The 19,034-nt window shown below is 64.4% G+C and carries 14 protein-coding genes; 10 read left to right on the top strand and 4 right to left on the bottom strand.

Annotated features, from left to right (window positions below):
* Positions 1-5: 5 nt before the first annotated feature.
* Positions 6-2,849 carry an ATP-binding protein gene (locus FXB41_RS21240; RefSeq protein WP_219683100.1) on the bottom strand — a complete coding sequence of 948 codons (2,844 nt, stop codon included), beginning with the start codon at positions 2,847-2,849 and terminating at the stop codon, positions 6-8.
* A 331-nt stretch (positions 2,850-3,180) separates the two neighbouring features.
* On the opposite strand from FXB41_RS21240, the gene FXB41_RS21235 reads away from it, so the two are divergent.
* The 6 genes from FXB41_RS21235 (at position 3,181) to msrA (ending at position 8,383) form a co-directional block, all read left to right on the top strand.
* Complete coding sequence (locus FXB41_RS21235; protein WP_007601283.1) at positions 3,181-3,852, top strand: sensor histidine kinase; 672 nt, start codon at positions 3,181-3,183, stop codon at positions 3,850-3,852.
* 33 nt (positions 3,853-3,885) lie between these two features.
* The gene (locus FXB41_RS21230) at positions 3,886-4,611 is read left to right on the top strand and encodes a VOC family protein (RefSeq protein WP_219683099.1); all 726 of its coding nucleotides are present in this window, start codon (positions 3,886-3,888) and stop codon (positions 4,609-4,611) included.
* A 261-nt stretch (positions 4,612-4,872) separates the two neighbouring features.
* Positions 4,873-6,186, top strand: a complete 1,314-nt coding sequence (locus FXB41_RS21225; RefSeq protein WP_219683098.1) for an epoxide hydrolase family protein — start codon at positions 4,873-4,875, stop codon at positions 6,184-6,186.
* Positions 6,187-6,247: 61 nt separating this feature from the next.
* The gene (locus tag FXB41_RS21220) at positions 6,248-7,096 is read left to right on the top strand and encodes an enoyl-CoA hydratase/isomerase family protein (RefSeq protein ID WP_007601288.1); all 849 of its coding nucleotides are present in this window, start codon (positions 6,248-6,250) and stop codon (positions 7,094-7,096) included.
* Positions 7,097-7,292: 196 nt separating this feature from the next.
* Positions 7,293-7,715 (top strand): OsmC family protein, encoded by a 423-nt coding sequence (locus FXB41_RS21215; protein ID WP_007601290.1) that lies wholly within the window; start codon positions 7,293-7,295, stop codon positions 7,713-7,715.
* A 152-nt stretch (positions 7,716-7,867) separates the two neighbouring features.
* Positions 7,868-8,383, top strand: a complete 516-nt coding sequence (gene msrA / locus FXB41_RS21210; protein ID WP_219683097.1) for a peptide-methionine (S)-S-oxide reductase MsrA — start codon at positions 7,868-7,870, stop codon at positions 8,381-8,383.
* 49 nt (positions 8,384-8,432) lie between these two features.
* On the opposite strand, the gene FXB41_RS21205 is transcribed toward msrA, so the two are convergent.
* A complete protein-coding gene (locus tag FXB41_RS21205) occupies positions 8,433-8,993 on the bottom strand; it encodes a TetR/AcrR family transcriptional regulator (RefSeq protein WP_245286012.1) in 561 nt (186 codons plus the stop codon).
* A 216-nt stretch (positions 8,994-9,209) separates the two neighbouring features.
* Between FXB41_RS21205 and FXB41_RS21200 the strand changes: the two genes are divergently transcribed.
* From FXB41_RS21200 to FXB41_RS21190, 3 genes are all read left to right on the top strand, one after another.
* Positions 9,210-10,355 carry an HlyD family secretion protein gene (locus tag FXB41_RS21200; RefSeq protein ID WP_219683096.1) on the top strand — a complete coding sequence of 382 codons (1,146 nt, stop codon included), beginning with the start codon at positions 9,210-9,212 and terminating at the stop codon, positions 10,353-10,355.
* Positions 10,352-11,848 carry an MDR family MFS transporter gene (locus tag FXB41_RS21195; protein ID WP_219683095.1) on the top strand — a complete coding sequence of 499 codons (1,497 nt, stop codon included), beginning with the start codon at positions 10,352-10,354 and terminating at the stop codon, positions 11,846-11,848. The genes FXB41_RS21200 and FXB41_RS21195 overlap by 4 nt, the downstream gene beginning before the upstream one ends.
* A gap of 84 nt (positions 11,849-11,932) precedes the next feature.
* Positions 11,933-12,871 carry an aldo/keto reductase gene (locus tag FXB41_RS21190; RefSeq protein WP_007601300.1) on the top strand — a complete coding sequence of 313 codons (939 nt, stop codon included), beginning with the start codon at positions 11,933-11,935 and terminating at the stop codon, positions 12,869-12,871.
* A 23-nt stretch (positions 12,872-12,894) separates the two neighbouring features.
* Here the strand turns inward: FXB41_RS21190 and FXB41_RS21185 are convergent, their stop codons facing one another.
* A complete protein-coding gene (locus FXB41_RS21185; protein ID WP_219683094.1) occupies positions 12,895-15,732 on the bottom strand; it encodes an ATP-binding protein in 2,838 nt (945 codons plus the stop codon).
* A 296-nt stretch (positions 15,733-16,028) separates the two neighbouring features.
* Between FXB41_RS21185 and FXB41_RS21180 the strand changes: the two genes are divergently transcribed.
* On the top strand, positions 16,029-17,018 hold the full coding sequence (locus FXB41_RS21180; protein WP_219683093.1) for a Bug family tripartite tricarboxylate transporter substrate binding protein: 990 nt from the start codon (positions 16,029-16,031) through the stop codon (positions 17,016-17,018).
* A gap of 6 nt (positions 17,019-17,024) precedes the next feature.
* On the opposite strand, the gene FXB41_RS21175 is transcribed toward FXB41_RS21180, so the two are convergent.
* On the bottom strand, positions 17,025-18,164 hold the full coding sequence (locus FXB41_RS21175) for an MFS transporter (protein WP_219683092.1): 1,140 nt from the start codon (positions 18,162-18,164) through the stop codon (positions 17,025-17,027).
* Between the last annotated feature and the right edge of the window lie 870 nt (positions 18,165-19,034).

The raw sequence follows: 19,034 nt of genomic DNA, 5'->3' as shown, positions 1-19,034 counted from the left end.
TACTCTCAATTCAGCGCGCCCAGGAGCTCCCTGGCGGCGACGAGATCACGGGTCTGGAGGCCCTCTTGGTAGCGCGCGACGAGCGGGGCGAGCAGGGCGCGCGCGTCTCCGGCTTTTCCGGCCTGGCGCCAGAACCGGCCGAGACTGATTGCCCCCCGCAGCTCCCAGCCGAGCGCGCATTGGCGGCGTGACAGATCGAGCGAATCCCGGAAGCAGCTCTCGGCCTCCGCGGCATTGCCCGACCGGGCGAGGATATCGCCCTTGACCCTCAACATCTCGGGCATGTCGAAGGATTCGCCATGATCGGGGATCTCTGCGATGGCATCATTGATGGTCTGCAAGGCTTCGTCGGCCTGGTTCTGCGCCACGAGTCCCTCCGCGAGCGCGGTCGCAAACACCGTCGTCATGATCCGGTGTCGCGTTGCGTACAGCGTGGCCTGGCTGCGGCGGAGGTGCTCGATGCTGGCGGTGACGTCGCCGCGGCGAAGCAGCAGCTCACCCTTCTGGCCGATGCCGACCGCATGATAGGGGCCGAGGAAGTGCCGCGCCGAATGATCGATCAGCCGCTCGATCAGGATTTCCGCATTCGCCAGGTCGCCGACCCAGAGGAACACGTAGATGGTCCAGATCAAGGAAATACCGAGAGTGAGCGGTTGCTCGAGCAGCTCGGCTTCGCGAATGGTGTATCGGGACGCCTCGATCGCACGATCGGGCCGGCCGGTGAGCCAAAGCCCGCGCGCGAGCGCCACCAGTGCGACGATGCGGTCGTCATAGCCGAGATGCCCGATATTCAGCCGCTGCGAGCCGGGATTATGCAACATCGCGCTCTCGCAGAGCTGCACCGCCTTGTCCTGGTTGCCGATTAAATGATGGGCGACGCCCAGCATCCATTCGACGTTCAGCGTGCTGGCGGGATCGTTCAGCTTCCGCGCAACGCTCTCGCCCTGTTCGCCGGTTCCGAGTGCTCCGTGAAAATCCCCGACCCTGGTCAGGTAGATGTGTAATCCGCGCAGCAGCCAGAGCTGCCAGTGCAGATCCTGGAGCTCCCCGGCAAGCTGGAGACTGCGCGTGAACGCCGAGCGGACCGCTTCGGTATTGCCCTGCGTGAACATCGCGGAGACGCCGAGCGCGGCGTGCAGGATCATTTCATTGCGGCCATCCACTGCGCTCGCGTCGAGGGACGCCAGCGCCTGCTGGGTCCAGCGGTAGCATTCCGTCAGCAATGTCAGCTCAAGGAAGAACTGGGCCGCTGACGCCGCAAGATCCACGCCGATCGTTCGGTCCCCGCCGTCCGAAAAGCTCCAGGTCAGCGCGGCCCGAACATTGGGCAGGTGGTCGGCATAGGGAAGGAAGCCGCCGGCCGTCTGCATGCCCGTGGATTTGAGCGCGATGTCGCGCAGGAAATCGCGGAAATATTCGGCGTGGGCGCGTGCGACGCGGTCCGCTTCGCCGTTCTCGACGAGCTTGTCCGCGACGAAGGCACGCGTCGTATCCAGCAGGCGATAGCGCAGCCGCCGCTCCGCAGGCGAGGTCGCGATCAGCGATTTGGAAAGCAGATTGGAGATCGCCTCGGCGGCTTCCGCCTCGCCAATGCCCTGACAGGATGCGACCGCAAGCGCGGCCTCCAGGGTGAACGGCCCGACGAACGCCGACAATCCGCGCAGCGTTGCGCTTTCGTTTGCCGGCAGCAAATCATAGCTCCAGGCGAGCGCCGCACTTAGGGTGTGGTGCCTCGGCACAGCGGTGCGCCGCCCGCGCCATAGCAGTGAGAAACGGCTGTCGAGCAGCGAGGCGGTCCCGGCAATGCCATAGGCGTTCACCCGCCCGGCCGCGAGTTCGATCGCGAGCGCGATGCCGTCCAGCCGACGGCAGATATCGGCCACGAGCGGCGCATCCTCTTCGCTGAGCTCGAATTCGCTCAGGCTTTCTGCAATGCGTTCCACGAAGAGCTGAGTTGCGGGATAGGCAAGGATGTCGGCGATGCCGAGTCCGTCGCGCTGTGGCGGGCAATCCAGTGGAAACAGCCGATGGACACGCTCACCGTCGGCGCGGAAGGATTCGCGGCTGGTGGCGAGAATATGCAGCCCGCCCGCTTCCCGGACGATGCGTTCGGCCAGGGGGGCGAGATCGTCGAGGATGTGCTCGCAACTGTCGAAGACCAGCAGCATCCGCCGGCTGCGCAGGAATGTCAGCAACCCCGGCATCGGGTCGTCGGAATTGACTGTAAGGCCCAGCGCGGCCGCAATCGTTCCCGCAACGAGCCGCGTCCCCCTGAGTGCGCCGAAATCGACAAAACACACCTGGCCGTCGAAGGCCTGGAGTTCGCCATGCGCCACCGCCAGTGCGACCGAAGTCTTGCCGATCCCGCCGGGGCCGACGATCGTGACGAAGCGATGCAAGGCAAGCTCGGCGGAAATTCTCGCGACCGCATCGTCCCGCCCGATCATCTTCGCGAGCGGCGAGGGCAGCGAGCGCGGCGCAGCGACGGGCAGGCTGGTCCGGTTCTCCGATGGGGCAGCCCGGAGCAGCGCGGCCGTGAAGCAATAACCCCGCCCGGGGACGTTGACGACGTAGCGGGAGCCTTCGCCCGGATCGCCCAAGGCCTTGCGCAGTGTCGTGATGTGAAAGCGCAGGCTGCCTTCGTCCACATTCACGTCGGCCCAGACGCGCCGGATCAACTCACGCTTGTCCACGACCTCCCCGGCGCGCTCGGCCAGAAAAACGAGAATATCGAGCGCACGGCCGCCGAGGTGAACCGGGGCGCCGTCCTTCTCGAGCAGCCGCGTCTTTGCGAACAGCCGGAATGGCCCGAAAGCAATGGCCGACTCCTGGTCGTTAGTGTCCGGCACGGGCCAATCATTCCAGTGAGAGCTGAACTCTGCACTTTGATTTAGCAGAAGGGAACCCCGAGTAAACTGGCCGAAAGTGGCGAAATCGCGTGGGGCGCCGGCAATTGGCCGTCGCGCGCGACGATCCGTCGCAAATTGTACTCAAACGCGAGCATCTTGCGAAGCGATAGGGGCAGCCCGGCGGCGTGCTTGACCGCCCAGCTCACGGCTTGGAGTCCCGGTCGTCGCACCCTCATCATAACAAAATCTTGCAACGTCTAACGAGCAATGCACGCGAACTGCATCCAGTATCCGTTCCGAGTTTGACGTTAATTCCAACGGGGAGGCGACGATGTCCGGTATCAACGCTCGGCCGAATGACGACGTCGTTCGATCTCAGCTTGTGGCCAGTTTAGACGATCAGTCGCGTGACTGGCAGCTCGTGCTGCGGGAATCCCACCATCGGATGAAGAACACGCTGACGATACTGGGTGCGTCAGTCCGCCGCGATTTCACCCGGGCAGGCACCAGGGACGTGTCGCTTGCCGCGGACCGGCTCGAGCGGCGCATCGTCGCCTTCGGCAGGCTCTATCAACTCTTGTCCGACAATGACGATCATACGGCGATCCCGGTGGCGGCCTTCTTCGAAAATTTGTGCGGAGCGATTTCCGAGGCCGTGCTGGAGCCCGCGGGCATCCGCTGCGAGGCGGCGATCGAAAACGGGACCCTACCGGCATCGCAATGCCATCGGCTCGCGCTGATGCTGACGGAGCTGGTGACGAATGCGGCCAAGCACGCCTTCCCGAACAGGAATGATGCAATGATCCGCATCGAGATAGCCAATCGTGACGGCGCCTGGTTCTGCACGGTATTAGACAACGGGATCGGCGCGACCGGGCCGCTTCAGGGCACAGGCAGCCGGATTCTCGAAGGACTCGCACGCAGCATTCGCGCCCGGCTGCAGGGCGAGGCGGGAGAAGACGGCACACGTGTAACGATCGTGATGCCGATCGCAGCTGCTTGAAGTTCGTCTTCGATCCAACCCAGGGAGTTCGACATGGCCACTACCGAAATCGACCGCGACGCCGCGGCCAAGTCTTCTAAGAACCCTTCCAACAAGTCTGCGAGCAAGCCTTCGACATCGCCTAGAATTGATCAGAGGCTCGAGGTGATCGTGATCCCCGTGTCCGATGTCGATCGCGCCAAGGCCTTCTACGCGCGTCTCGGTTGGCGACTTGACGCCGATTTTGCCTCCGGCAATGACTGGCGCGTGATCCAGTTCACGCCGCCAGGCTCGGCCTGCTCGGTGATCTTCGGCAGGAACGTGACCGCGGCAGCGCCGGGCTCGGCGCGAGGCTTGTACCTGATCGTCTCCGATCTGGAGGCGGCGCGAAAGGATCTGCTCGGCCGCGGCATCGAGGTCAGCGCTCCATTCCATGGTGCCGGCGATGTCCACGCCGGAACCGACGAGCCTTATCTCTCCGGCAGCGTTCGGGTTAGCGGTGCTGACCCGCAGCGCGGCAGCTACGGCTCATTTGCCTCGTTCAGCGATCCCGACGGCAATGGCTGGTTGTTCCAGGAGGTCACCACGCGATTGCCGGGACGGATCGCGGGCGACGGCACGACATTCGCTTCGCAGGCTGCGTTGGCCGCAGCACTGCGCCGCGCGGCGGCGGCACATGGCGAGCACGAAAAGCGGACCGGCGGGCACGATGAGAACTGGGCCGATTGGTATGCCGACTATATCGTCCGCGAGCAAGCGGGCCAGCCGCTGCCATCCTGAGCTGGACGGCGGCTTCTCGACTGATGCAAGCCGACGCGGCGCGCGATGACTGAGCTGATCGCGCGCCGTGTTGCTTTGGCGGCGACCATCGTGGATCGCCGCTTGCTCTGCTCGGCGTCGCGCGGCTCGCAACGGCTAACGCGGTCTAACAACCCATAACGAGCAAATTGCCAGGGCCTGCGCCAATCTCTCTGCATGACGAACCGAGGCGTTGATGTCGAATTCGGTCAGCGTCACCGACCAAAGCCAGGGAGATCGAACATGACAACGCAAGCACGTATCGACATTCTCAATCCAGACCGCCGTCAACTGTTGGGCCAGGCCGCGATGGCTGCGGTTGCTGCAAGCGTATCGAGCCTGTTGCCGCTGCATTCCGCCAAGGCTGGCGTGAGTGGGGCGGTTCGCCCGTTCCACGTCAGCGTGCCCGAGCAGGATCTGGTCGATCTTCGCCGCCGCCTCGGGGCGACGCGCTGGCCGGATCGTGAGATCGTTGTCGATCAATCGCAGGGCGTGCAGCTGACGACGGTGCAGCAACTCGTGAACTACTGGCAGAACGACTACGACTGGCGCAAGATGGAGGCGCGGCTGAATGCCTTGCCGCAATTCGTCACCGAGATCGACGGCGTCGACATCCACTTCATTCACGTTCGCTCGCGTCACGAAAACGCGCTGCCGATGATCGTCACGCATGGCTGGCCCGGTTCGATCATCGAGCAGATGAAAATCGTCGGCCCGCTCACCGACCCCACCGGACACGGCGCGACGGCGGCGGACGCCTTTGATCTCGTGATCCCGTCGCTGCCCGGCCACGGCTTCTCCGGCAAGCCGACGGAGCTGGGCTGGGATCCCCAGCGCGTCGCGCGCGCCTGGATCGTGCTGATGAAGCGGCTCGGCTACAACCGCTATGTCGCGCAAGGCGGCGATTGGGGCAATGCCGTGACAGAGCAGATGGCGGTGATCGCGCCGCCGGAACTGCTCGGCATCCATACCAACATGCCCGCGACCGTTCCGGACGACATCGCCAAGGCGCTTCAGCCCGGCGGATCGCGGCCGTCGAACCTCTCGGCCGACGAGCGCTACGCTTACGATCAGCTCGATGATTTCTACAAGCACGGTCTCGGCTACGCCATCGAGATGTCGAACCGGCCGCAGACGCTCTATGGCCTGGTGGATTCGCCGGCGGGCCTCGCGTCCTGGATGCTCGACCACGATGCGCGCAGCACCGCGATGATCGCCCGGGTGTTCGACGGCAAGACGGAAGGGCTGTCGCGCGATGACGTGATCGACAACATCACGCTCTACTGGCTCACCAACACCGCGGTGTCGTCGGCGCGCCTGTACTGGGAGAACAAGCTGGTGTTCTTCGAGCCCAAGCACATCGAGATCCCGGTCGCCGTCAGCGTTTTCCCGGACGAGATCTACGCCGCGCCGCGCAGCTGGACCGAGAAGGCCTATCCGAAGCTGATGCACTACAATCGGCTGAACAAGGGCGGCCATTTCGCGGCCTGGGAGCAGCCCGCGTTGTTCTGCGCGGAAATGCGCGCCGCCTTCCGACCGCTGCGTCAGTCTATCTGAGACCTGCGGGGACGCGCACTTCCGCGCGTTCTCATTTTTCCCCACAGACAGGAATGCAATCATGAACCGCCCCGAACGCACCTTCACGACCGACCAAATCCGCCTGGAACGTCGGCTGCCGTCGTATTGGCGTGTCACCTTCGACATGCCCCCGGTCAATATCTTCGGCCCCAAGCAGCTTCCGCTGCTCGACGACGTCGTCACGGCGATCGAGACCGATCCTGAGGTGAAGGTCGTGGTGTTCGACAGCGCCGTCGAAGGCTTCTTCATCACGCATTACGACTTCCTCGCGCCGCTGGAGGATTCGCTTCGTATCCCGCCCGGGCCGACCGGCCTGCAGGCACTGCCCGACATGCTGGTGCGTCTCAGCCGCGCGCCGGTTGTCTCGATTGCCTCGATCCGGGGCCGCGCGACCGGCGTCGGCAGCGAGCTGGCGCTCGCGAGCGACATGCGCTTTGCCAGCCGCGAAAAGGCGATACTGTCGCAATGGGAAGTCGGTGCGGGCCTGGTGCCCGGCGGCGGGCCGATGGCGCGGTTGCCGCGCCTGATGGGCCGCGGCCGCGCGCTCGAAGTTCTGCTCGGCGCCGATGACATCCACGGTGATCTCGCCGAACGTTACGGCTATGTGAACCGGTCGCTGCCGGATGCCGAGCTCGACGGCTTCGTCGAGGCGCTGGCCATGCGCATCGCGTCCTTCGACAAGGAGGCGATTGCCGAGACCAAGCGCCTCGTCGACGTCGCGAGCCTGCCGCCGGATGTCGAGATCAAGCCGGAATGGGACGCGTTCCTGGCCTCGCTCAGCCGCCCCGCGAGCCAGACCCGCATCAAGGCGCTGATGTCGCGCGGCTTCCACCGCGCCGGTGACGTCGAGAACCGGCTCGGCTTCCACGTCGGACAGATCGGTAACTAGAGCGTTTTCGAGCAAAGTGGATACCGGTTCGCGTGAAGAAAACGCGTCAAAGCAAGAATCAAGTCCCGTTCGGAACGGGACTTGACGGAACCGCTGCGGCGCTCGGCCGGTTGGAATTGGCGACAGGTGGTCGTGCCAATGTCGCTTTCCTTCGGTACCGAGCGCCGGTGCTAAAAAATCAACCAGGAGAATTGAGATGATCCGCAAGGCAACAGCAGTCTGGAAGGGCACCGGTCGGGACGGGACCGGTCAGCTATCGAGCGAATCCGGCGTGCTCGCTGCGACGCCCTATTCCTTCAAGACCCGCTTCGAGAACGAGAAGGGCACCAATCCCGAGGAGTTGATCGCTGCGGCCCATGCCGGTTGCTTTACCATGGCGCTGGCCTTCGGCCTGCAGCTCGCCGGCTTCACGCCGGACGAACTCTCGACGGAAGCCGCGGTCACGCTCGAGCCGGAAGGCAAGGGTTTCAAGATCAGCAAATCGGCGCTGACCTTGCGTGCCAAGGTGCCGAACCTCGACGATGCCGGCTTTGCCCGCATCGCGGGCGAGGCCGAGAAGAACTGCCCGGTGTCGAAAGTGCTCAACGCCGCAATCACGCTCGACGCTAAACTGACGTAGGGCGCGCTCTCATTGTGTCTCCATCCGGTTCTGGAAGCTTGCGCCTCGCGAGAGGAGCTGGATGGACAAATGCCTGGCTTTCGGCTGAGCCGCCAAAAGCATAGGATGCGACGGATTCAGAACGGACAGACGGATCAATTGGGAGTGGAGATATGACAACGGAACGCGCAGTTTTAGCCGGAGGCTGCTTCTGGGGCATGCAGGATCTGATCCGCAGGCAGCCGGGCGTGATCTCGACCCGCGTCGGCTACACCGGCGGCGCTGTGAAGAATGCCACCTACCGCAATCATGAAGGTCATGCCGAAGCGATCGAGATCACCTTCGATCCCGCCAAGACCAGCTTTCGGACCATGCTGGAGTTCTTCTTCCAGATCCACGATCCGACCACGCTCAACCGCCAGGGCAATGATTTGGGCACGAGCTATCGCTCGGCGATCTTTTATACCAGCGACGAACAGAAGCGCATCGCAAAGGATACGATTGCAGACGTCGAGGCGTCCGGTCTCTGGCCTGGCAAGGTCGTGACCGAGGTCGCGCCCGCGGGCGAGTTCTGGCAAGCCGAGCCGGAGCACCAGGATTATCTCGAACGCTATCCGGACGGGTACACCTGCCACTTCATCCGCCCCGACTGGAAACTGCCGCGGCGCGGGGCTGCAGCGGCAGGCTAGAGCTGGTCGTCGTTATTGTCGGGGAGAGCCATGCCCGAAATCCGCGAGATCACCGCCGGCATCCGCAGAGCACATCGACCGCTTTTCGGGCCATCTCCCTCAGCTCGGAGCGGCGGGCGCCGGCACGGGCGCGAATGGCGATGGTGTGCATCGTGGCTGAAGCGAGAATGGCAAGCGCCGCTGGATCGGCGTCGCGCTTCAACTCGCCCTTGTCCTGCGCAAGGCGGAAGCGGGCTTCGAAATCGGCATCTATCATCCGCAGTCCCGCCGCAACGCTACTCCGGATCGCGGCATCTTCAGCGACTTCGGTCACCGCCGTCCCCACCACGAAGCAGCCGCGCGCGGCTCCCTTGCCGGAAAAGTAGATCGACAGCGCCGCGTCATAGGCCAGCATCAGCGCTTCGTCCAAGGGATGGTCCCCGGCGAGAGCCTCACGCGTTGCCGCAAGGCTGATCTCCCAATAACGCGCGAGCGCCTCGAGGTAGAGCGCATGCTTGTTGCCGAACACCGCGTAGAGGCTCGGCGGACTCATCCCGGTCGCGGCAGCGACCTTGTCCAGGGAGGTACCGGAATAGCCCGTCCTCCAGAACGTCTCCGTTGCCCGCTTCAAGGCGGTCTCTGCGTCGTAGGCCGGTGGCCGTCCCCGGCGCGCCGGGCTCGTTTCGCTCTTTTTCCGTGCCATATCGTCAGAACCCCGGTTGCCCTGTTCCACACGTATATTTGTATAGATCGTTATAAAAATCAAGGGTCGCAGCCTTGATCGCCGCGTTGGAGTGCAATATTTGTAACGAGCGTTATTAAATAGATTGAACCCGAGGATATTCCGATGCGTTTCGATTTCGCGCCAATCGCCGGCGGGCTCGGCGATGGCAGCAGCTTCCGCCCGAGCGAGGCTGCCGCGCAATGGTTTGGGGCAGGGCTCGGCAAGCGGCTGCGACGGCCGCTGATGCTCGCGCTGCCGATGGCGGTGGCCGTGGTTGGCGCCTTCATCTATCTGGCGCAGGAGCAATATGTCTCGACCGACGACGCCTTCGTGCGTGCCGCCAAGGTGACCATCAACGCGCGCGTTTCCGGCCAGGCGGTCGAGATAGCCGTGCGCGACAACGAGCGCGTCCGGCGGGGGCAGGTGCTGTTTCGCATCGACCCGGAGCCTTATCAAATTGCCGTCGACCAGGCCGAGGCGCGCCTCGGAAGTGCGCGGCTCCAGATCGAGTCCCTCAAGGCGACCCATCGTCAGCAGCAGGCGGAGCTGCAGTCGGCCAAAGAGACGGCTACCTTCGACGAGCGCGAGTTCGATCGCAAGAAGATGCTGGTTGCCTCCGACTTCACGCCACGCGCGGTGTATGAGCGGGCCGAGACGGACATGAAGGTCGCTCGCCACCGCATGGCGTCGATCGAACAGCAGATCGCCAACACGATCGTTGCCCTCAACGGCGATGCCGATATCGATGTCGACCGTCATCCGACCGTTCGCGCGGCCAGGGCACAGCTCGACCGTGCGCGGCTGGATCTCTCCTACGCCACCGTGACGGCGCCGGACGACGGCATCGTGACCAAGGTGGACGATCTCCAGATCGGCGGCTTCGTCAATGCCGGGGCAACGACGTTCTCGCTGCTGTCGAGCCGGCACGTCTGGGTCGAGGCGAATTTCCGCGAGACCGGCTTGACCCACATGCGCCCGGGCCAGGAGGCGACGATCGACGTCGATGCCTATCCGGATCGCAAGTTCAAGGCGCACATCGTCAGCATGAGTCCGGGGACCGGCTCTGACTTCTCGCTCCTGCCGCCCGAGAATGCGACGGGAAACTGGGTCAAGGTCGTGCAGCGATTGCCGGTGCGCCTGGAACTCGACGATCTCGATCCGAACCGGCCATTGTTCTCGGGCATCAGCGTGACGGCGCGGGTCGATACAGGCCATCGCCGCAGCTGGCCGCATCTGCTCCAACCGGCGCCTGCAACGGAGGGCAAATGAGTACGCCCCTTCCATCGACCACGGCGCCCGGCGGTCATCACGCGATCGCCGCGGCCGCACTCATGGCGACCTACATGCAGGCCGTCAACATTTCGATACCGAACGCGGCGCTACCCCATATTCAAGCGACGCTCTCGATGGCCAATGACGAGGTCGGCTGGGTGTTTTCCTCCTATATCGCGGCGAGCGCCGTGACCATGTCGATCACGCAATGGCTGGCGGGACGCTACGGCCGGAAAGTGGTCTATCAGGCCGCTGTCACGATCTTCGTCTTGGGTCTCGCCCTCGACACGCTGGCGACGACGTCGATTCAGTTCGTGCTGGCGCGAATTCTCCAGGGCGCGGCGAGCGGACCGCTGGCGCCGCTCTCGCTGGCGATCCTGCTCGAGGCGACACCGCCGGCGCGACATGCGCGCATGAACTTGGCCTGGACCGTCTGCTCCCTGCTCGGCATCAGCAGCGGCCCGGCCATTGGCGGTTGGCTCAGTGAATATTACGGCTGGCCCGCGATCTTCTATTTCAGCCTGCCGATGACGGGTTTCATTTTCCTGACGATGGCTCAGCTGCTCGGCGAGAAGCGGGCGGAGCGGAGCCAGCCCTTCGACTTCTTCGGCCTGACGACGTTCTCCGTCGGCATGATTGGGTTGCAGATGTTGCTCGACCGCGGCGAGCGCCTCGAATGGTTTGCCTCGACGGAAATCTGGATCGAGGCGGGCGCCTCCGTGCTCGGCTTCTATCTCTTCGTCGTGCACGTCATGACGACAAAGGAGCACTTTCTCCGCACGGCGCTGTTCAGGGACCGCAATCTCGTGCTCTCGACGGTCATCTCCTTCGCGGTTGGCTTCGTGCTGCTGCCGACCTTGGCCCTGACGTCCCCGATGCTGGAGGAATTGCTCAACTACCCCGTTGACACCACCGGATACATGACCGTTCCGCGCGGCGTCGCGCTGGTGGGAGCGCTGGTGCTGACGAGCCTGGTCCCGGCGCAGATCGACTACCGGCCGTTCCTCGTGGGTGGAATGACGCTGGTGGTCTATGCCAACTGGCTGATGCTTGGCTATTCACCGGCGATGGATTGGCGGCCGGTGGTCGAGGCGGGCCTGCTCCAGGGAGCGGGCCTCGGCATGTTGCTGCCCGCGCTCGCCAGGGCCGCGTTCGGCACGCTCGATCCGAAGCTCCGCCCGGAAGGCAGCGCGCTGATCAACCTGTCGCGCCTCTATGGCAGCACCATCGGCATCGCGGTGGTCCAGCTCTTCTTCTACGCCAACACGCAGGCTGTGCACGTCGCACTCGCAAAGAACCTCACGCCCTACCGAGTCGCTGCATTCGTCGGGGGGCCGATCGCGAAGCCAAGCCTTGCCGCCCTCAACGGCATGGTCACGCGTCAGGCGGCGACCGTCGCGGTCATCGACCAGTTCGAGATCCTGATGCTCGCCATGCTCGTCGTGATTCCGCTCGTGTTTTTTCTCCGTAAGCCGCGGCCGACCGGTTAACGCCTGGAGCCGTGGAATGACATCGCATCGAATACCTCGTCCCTCGCTTTTGAGGGAGCCGAGGACAAACAAAGGAGTATGAGCATGACTTCGTCAGATACGCTTCGTTATACGAGGATTCCAACTCATCAATCCGGGACGATTCCCGCGGTGGGATTTGGCACGCTCATTCCGGATCCGCTCGTGACCAGGCAGGCCACCAAGGCTGCATTGGAGGCCGGATTTCGACACCTTGATTGCGCGGAGCGCTATCGCAACGAGGAAGCGGTCGGCGATGCGCTGCAGGAGACGTTCAAGGAGGGAACGCTTCAGCGCAAGGACCTGTTCGTTACGACGAAGCTATGGAACACCAATCATCGACCGGAACGGGTCAGGCCTGCCTTCGACGCCAGTCGCCGGCGGCTGCAAGTCGACGAGATCGATTGCTACATCATCCATACGCCCTTTGCCTTTCAACCCGGCGACGAACAGGATCCGAGAGATGAGCACGGTCGGGTCATCTATGATTCAGGGGTTACGCTGGCGGAGACGTGGGGGGCGCTGGAGCGCCTGGTCGACGAGGGGCACTGCAAGTCGATCGGTCTGTCGGACATCACCCTGGACAAGCTGCGCGAGATCGTTTCGGTCGCGCGGATCAGGCCCGCCATGGTGCAAGTCGAATCGCATCCGTATCTTCCCGAGTGGGACCTGCTCGACTTCTGTCGAGAGCACGGGATCGTCTTGCAGGCGTTTGCAGCGCTGGGGCACGCGATGAAGCCGAACGTCCTGGCCGATCCGGTGATCACTGCCATCGCGGAGCGTTTGCACAAGACACCGGCCCAAATTGCGCTGGCGTGGGCCGTCCAGCGCGGCACCGCTTTCCTGACGACTTCGACCAATCCCCGGCGCATCCAGGAGAACTTCGATATTTCGGCTTTGCCCAAAGACGCCATGCGAGAGATGAGGGACGAGATCACGACAAACATCAGGTTCAACACGGTCGTCGAGACTGGCGTGCCCGGATTCATTCCGCGCGCCGGATGAATCGGCGCCGGCCAGCCGACTCGTCAAGCTCGGAGCTGCTCGATCAAATCGTGGGCGCTGCGGATTTCGGCGATGCCGGCGCCCTCGGTGAACGGCCGGCATGCCCGTTCCAGAATTGCCAAGGCCTCCTTGGTCTGGCCAGCGCCGATCATGTACCGCGCCAGGCTGACCGCGCTTCGCAGCTCCCAGAAGCGCGCGCCTTGCTGGCCGGCAATGTCCATGGCCTCGCGAAAGCGCGGCTCGGCGTCTCCTGAATGCCGGGTGCTCCTGAGCATCAACTCTCCCTTGATGCGGATCAGCTCCGGCAGATACCAGAGCTCCTGCCGGTCGTTGCAGCGGGTCAGGACATCCTCGATCACGTCGAGGCCGCGATCGACCTGGTCGGCTTCTCCAGAACACGCGGCGAGCTCGCCGAGCAGGGGCAGAAAACGCGGCAGGAAGCGCGCATCGCCGGCGCGATTGAGCTCCTCGCGCAGCAGTGGCAGGCCGGTCGAGTCGCCGCGTTTGACCATGACTGCGGCATTGAAGGCCCTAGCCCACAGGCCCCACAGCCGGATCGCGTGTCGCTCGGTGTGTTCGAGCAGCTCGGCGCCGTGACGCTGCGCGGCCTCGAAATCGCCGGACCAGAAGGCGATCGGGCAGGCGGCCTGTCCGAGCACGCTGCAGAAGGTCAGTGCGTGGCCATTGGCGCGGCCTTCCTCGATGTTCCTGGCGGTGAGGGCCTGAGCCTGATCGGCCAGGCCCTGAAGCCACAGGATGCGAGCTCGAAAATATTGGGTCGAGATTCTCAGATCGAGCGGGAAGATCTTCGGCTTCTCCGCCAACACATGCAACGATGCATTGACCCGGTCGATGCGTAGCCGAGCTTCGTTCTGATCCCCGAGATAGTGCAGCGCTACGGCCATCAGGCGGTCGCCCAGCATGACGTCGGTCCTGTCGGACGAGTTCGCCGCTGCGTTCGCAAAGCGATCGGCGAGCGCACGGGCCTTGCCGAACTGTCCGTTGTTGAACTGGTCGATGCACAAGCCCCAGAGCGCGCGCAGCCGGAAATCCTTGTCGTCGAGCCTGTCAGCCAGCTCGAGGGTCGTCTCGAGGATCGGCCGCGCCTCGCGCGCGCGGCCCTCGCCATACATCAGCGACCAGCCGAGTGCCGACAGGAGCTGCATGCGGATGCGGTCATCGTCGGCGGTGTCTCCGAGCGCTGCGAGTGCCGTTCTGCTGCGCTCACGGCATTCCGCGAACAGTGAAAGACGCACCCACAGCGTGATCGCGGCCGCCGTCAGCGCGATGCCGAGTGTCGCCTCGCCGTCGGGCCCGAAGGCCCAGTCCAACGCCGCGCGCACATTGTCCAGCTCCGCGCCATAGATGCTCAGCCATTCGGGCAGCGGCGTCGAAATATCCGCCTCCGCGCGCTGGAATAAATCGCGAAAATGCTCGGCATGACGCCGCGCGAACTGCCTGGCTTCGCCGAGCTCGTTGAGTTTTTCGTATGCATAGGTGCGCGTGGTGTCGAGCAGCCGATAGCGCAGCGTCCGCGAGCCGGACGGCGAGATCAGCGACTTGGTCACCAGGCTGTCGATTGCTTCGAGGGTCTCGGATGCGTTGAGGCCGTCACCGGACGCGACCGCTGCCGCCGTCTCCGGCGCGAAAGGCCCGGCAAAGACCGACAAGCGTCGCAGCGTGGCGCTCTCCACGGGAGGCAGAAGGTCGTAGCTCCAGTCGAGCGCCGCAGCGAGCGTCTGGTGCCGCGGCACGGCGGTGCGCCGGCCGCGCCATTGCAGCGAAAAGCGGCTGTCGAGCAGGGATGCCGTGCCGGCGATGCCGTAAGCATTGACGCGGCCCGCCGCGAGCTCGATCGCCAGCGCGATGCCGTCGAGGCGCCGGCAGATGCTCGCGACGAGGGGCGCCTCTTCTGCGCTGAGCTGAAACGGTCCCGAGCTCTGCGCAATGCGGTCCACAAAGAGTTGAGCCGCGGGATAGGCAAGAACCTCGTCGACAGCAAGCCCTTCGCGCTCGGGCGGACAATCCAGTGGGAACAGCCGGAAAATCCGCTCGCCTTCGCTCCGGAACGACTCGCGGCTGGTTGCGAGAACACGAAGCTGCGGTGCTTCGCGAACGATGTGCTCGACGAGAGGCGCCAATTGATCCAGCACATGTTCGCAACTGTCGAAGATCAGCAGGGCCGGGCCGATCTTGAGGAAAGTCAGAAGGGCCGGCGTCGGATCTTCCGCGCTGATGGTCAGTCCGAGCGCCGAAGCAATGGTGGTCGCGATGTGACTGGCATCCCTCAGCGGACCGAAATCGACAAAGAAGACTCGCCCGCCGAAATCCTGGGAGCGGCGATGCCCGACGGTGACGGCGACCGAGGTCTTGCCGATGCCGCCCGGGCCGACGACGGTCATGAAGCGATAGAGGGAAAGTCCGTTCGAGATCTTCTCGATGACATCTTCCCGGCCGACCATCCTGGTTAGCTGAGCGGGCAGGGAGCGGGGAGGGGCGGTTTCGGCCGCGAGCGGGGCGGCTGGCGCAGCTGCTTGAGCGAACGAGGCGACAAAGCAATAGCCGCGGCCCGGCACGTTAACGACGTAACGGGCCGACTTGCCGGTATCGCCGAGCGCTTTGCGCAGCGCCGCGACATGGAAGCGCAGACTGCCCTCGTCGACATTGACGCCGGCCCAGATGCGCTTGACCAGCTCTCTCTTGTCGACGACTTCTCCGGGGCGTCCGGCAAGGAAGATGAGAATGTCGAGCGCGCGGCCGCCGACATGAAGCGGCGCCCCCTCCTTCTCCAAGAGCCGGGACTTCGGAAACAGTCGAAATGGCCCAAAGGAAATGGCCGAGTCTTCGCTACGATCTGGCACGCGCCATCGCCCCCTCGAAGGGAGTCAAAAGGTATTACTTTTTGGTCTACCAGAACGAGGCGTACAGTAAACTGGCCGAAAGCAGTGGGCAGGGCTGGCAGCCCTGCGTGGACGGCTTGGGTCGGCTCGCTCGCGAAATTGTGCTTGGAAAGTAAAGAGTTAGGCCGATGTGACAATGCGATGACGCCGAGGCTCGCCCGGATGGAGCATTGACTGTGATGCCGGATTGCTGCGATGGCATCGTCCGGGAGCCGGTCCCGCCACCACATCGACTGCCGACTTCCGGAATTTCCAGCATGGCCTCTTTCACGCGGCGACAATTCGTGCACGCGTTGACAAGCGCAGCGGCGCTCGCCGCGCTTCCCCGCAGCGGACAAGCCGCCGACTATCCGTCTCGTCCCATTCGCCTGGTGATTCCCTACGGACCCGGTGGATCGGGTGACCAGATCGCGCGCCCCTGGGTTGACAGGATGCCGTCGCTGCTGGGGCCGACCTTCGTCGAATATATCGGCGGTGCGGGCGGCGCCATCGGGACCGCGGCGGTCGCACGCGAGGAGCCCGACGGCTACTCGCTGCTGCTCGGCAACGGCAGCACGCAGGTCATCATTCCCATGACGTCGGCGAATCCCGGATATTCGGTTGGCGATTTCCGCGCCATCTACCGGCTGATCAACAGCGCGCTGGTTTTCGCCGTCAATCCTTCGGTGCCCGCCGCAAACCTGCGCGAGTTGATCGCCTATGCGAAAGCCAATCCGGGAAAGCTGTCCTATGGCACGCCGGGGATCGCCACCGGAAACCATCTGGTCGGCGAATCCTTCAAGCAGCAGGCCGGTGCGCTGGACATCGTCCACGTGCCCTATCGGGGCATCGCGCAGGCGACCAACGATCTCGTCAGTGGCCAGATATCGCTCGTCATTGCCGTCATGTCCGTTCAATTGCAGCAGCTGGCTCAAGCGGGGAAAGTCAGGCTGCTCGCGGTCACCACCGAAACGCGGCTGAGCGGCGCGCCGGAGATCCCGACGGCCGTCGAATCCGGCATGCCCGGCATCCGGTATGAGGGATGGTTCGGTCTGTTCGCGCCCAAGGACACCGACGATGCGATCATCGACCGAATCGCGCAGGCGACGCGGCTCGCCATGGCCGAACCGGCGCTTCTGGCGAGCTATCGCGCCCAGGGCATGGAGCCGGACAACGATTCAAGTCCGGACAAATTCCAGCGCATCGTCGAGGCCACATCCGCAAGCCTCGCGCCCTTGATCAAATCGATCGGGCTGAGCAATTTGTGACGCCGCTCAGCCGTCGGCGCGCGTAACCATGCGCGCCGTCAGCGTGACGAGGCCCATCAGCGCGGCCAGGAGCCAGAACGCCATCGGCAATCCGCCAAAGCGTGCCACGAAGCCGACACCGGCGGGGCCGACGAGAACGCCAGCATAGCCGGCGGTCGTGATCGCCGCAACGGCGAGCCCCGTGGGCATCACCGTCTGCCTCGCCGCCCGGCGGAACAGCACCGGCACGAGGTTCGATGCGCCGAGGCCGATCAGCAGGAAGCCGGCTATGGCGACCGCCACGACGGGAGCCGTGAGCAGGACCACGAAACCCGCGATCGCAATCAGGCTGCCCCAGAACAATGTCGTGCGGTCTCCGACGCGTGCGACGACGGCGTCGCCGCCGAGCCGCCCGATCGTCATGGCTACCGAGAACACGATGTAGCCGATCCCGCCTTGCGCTTCGGAAACGAGACCCGCGCCGATGACGAGCAAGGCGCCCCAATCGAGCATCGCGCCTTCGACCAGGAAGGTGATGGCGCAAAGCAGCGCGAGCAGGAGCACGGCGCCATGCGGCAGCACGAACAACGGCCCCTCCTGCACCTGCACAGAGCGAAGCAGCCGCGGCCACGCCGCCAGCATCGCGATCAGCATCAGGACGGAGCAGATCAGCGTGCAAGCGAGCGCGCCGAGTTGCAGCGAGAGCAGTGCGGTCATCAGCGCGGCCCCGGCGAAGCCGCCGATGCTGAACAGCGCGTGGAAGCCGGACATCAGCGGACGTCCTGCGGCGCGCTCCACCTCAACCGCGTGGATGTTCATGGCGACGTCGACGGAGCCGAGCGCGGCGCCAAATGCGAAGAGTGCCAGCGCGAGCGTCATGGACGAGCTCGCGATTGTCAGCAGAGGCAGGACCAGGGCAAGACCGAGCCCGCCCGCAATGATGATCGGCTTGCTGCCATAGCGCGCGCTCAGCACGCCGGTCAGAACCATCGCGACGACCGAGCCGATGCCGAGGCTGAGCAGGAGCAGTCCGAGGATGCCGTCGTCGACGGCGAGCCGCGCCTTCGCGAACGGCACCAGCGGTGCCCAGCACGCGATGCCGAAGCCCGCGACGAGGAAGGCAAGCCTGGTCGCAAGGCGTGTCGCCGGCCTATCGGCAGAGGACATGGGAACTCCGGGGAGGGGAAGCAGGGCAGGGGCAATCGACAAGCCTCGCAATTGTCGCGTCTTTATGTCCGCGGCGGACTCGGATTGTCGCAGGCGGCCCGTGGGGCGGACGGAACGCCAGTGCGAACCAAGGAGTGAGGCTTCGTAGCCCGGATGGAGCGCAGCGCAATCCGGGGCCGCTAGTGCGGCTAGCTAGCGAAAACCCCGGATTACGCTTGCGCTCCATCCGGGCTACCGGATCTTGCTGTGTCGCTCCCCCTGTCAATCCGCCGTCGCAAAAATATTCCACTTTACCGAAATTCGGTTTTGGCGTATGTATCGGCCATCCCGGCTCATCCTTGAGGGGCGATCTTGTGGTCGTCATATTCGCGAGCCGGGCTTGCGGTGGACGCGGCAGCGTTCGGGTGCGAGAGGTTTGGGCAGGGCGGATTGCTCTCCGTGAGCCCGAGGCTTCGTTCCGACGAGCGGCGCTGCTAGGCTTCGTCTCGTCATCAGGTCGGCGGCAACGTGCACAACGTCGTCGAAACCGGTGGTGAAATGGCGGGCCGTGCGTACGGCAAAACCGTGTGGTCCTGGCCGTCGTTGCTACGGTCAAGTCCTAGCGAATGCGGCATCTGCGTCAACCGGCGTGGTGTCGGTGAATTTCGCTGGGGTGAGGGAGGCCAGAACGAACTCGGCTCCCGGGAGAGCACGGCATAAGCCGTCCAACCATCGCGCAGGGAAGGCCGAGTGATTGGCTACACCTGTATGCTGCTGTGCGGTTTTCCTGCGTGTGCATTTCGCGCAGCGGACCGCGGGTGCCAGCCGGCACCCGGCCTTCCCTGCGCCCTCTTGGACAAGAGGGTGGAATGACCAAGCAAAGCTCGGGCG

The organism is Bradyrhizobium canariense (assembly GCF_019402665.1).
Lineage (GTDB): Bacteria > Pseudomonadota > Alphaproteobacteria > Rhizobiales > Xanthobacteraceae > Bradyrhizobium > Bradyrhizobium canariense.
This window is presented reverse-complemented; position numbering and strand designations above follow the sequence as displayed.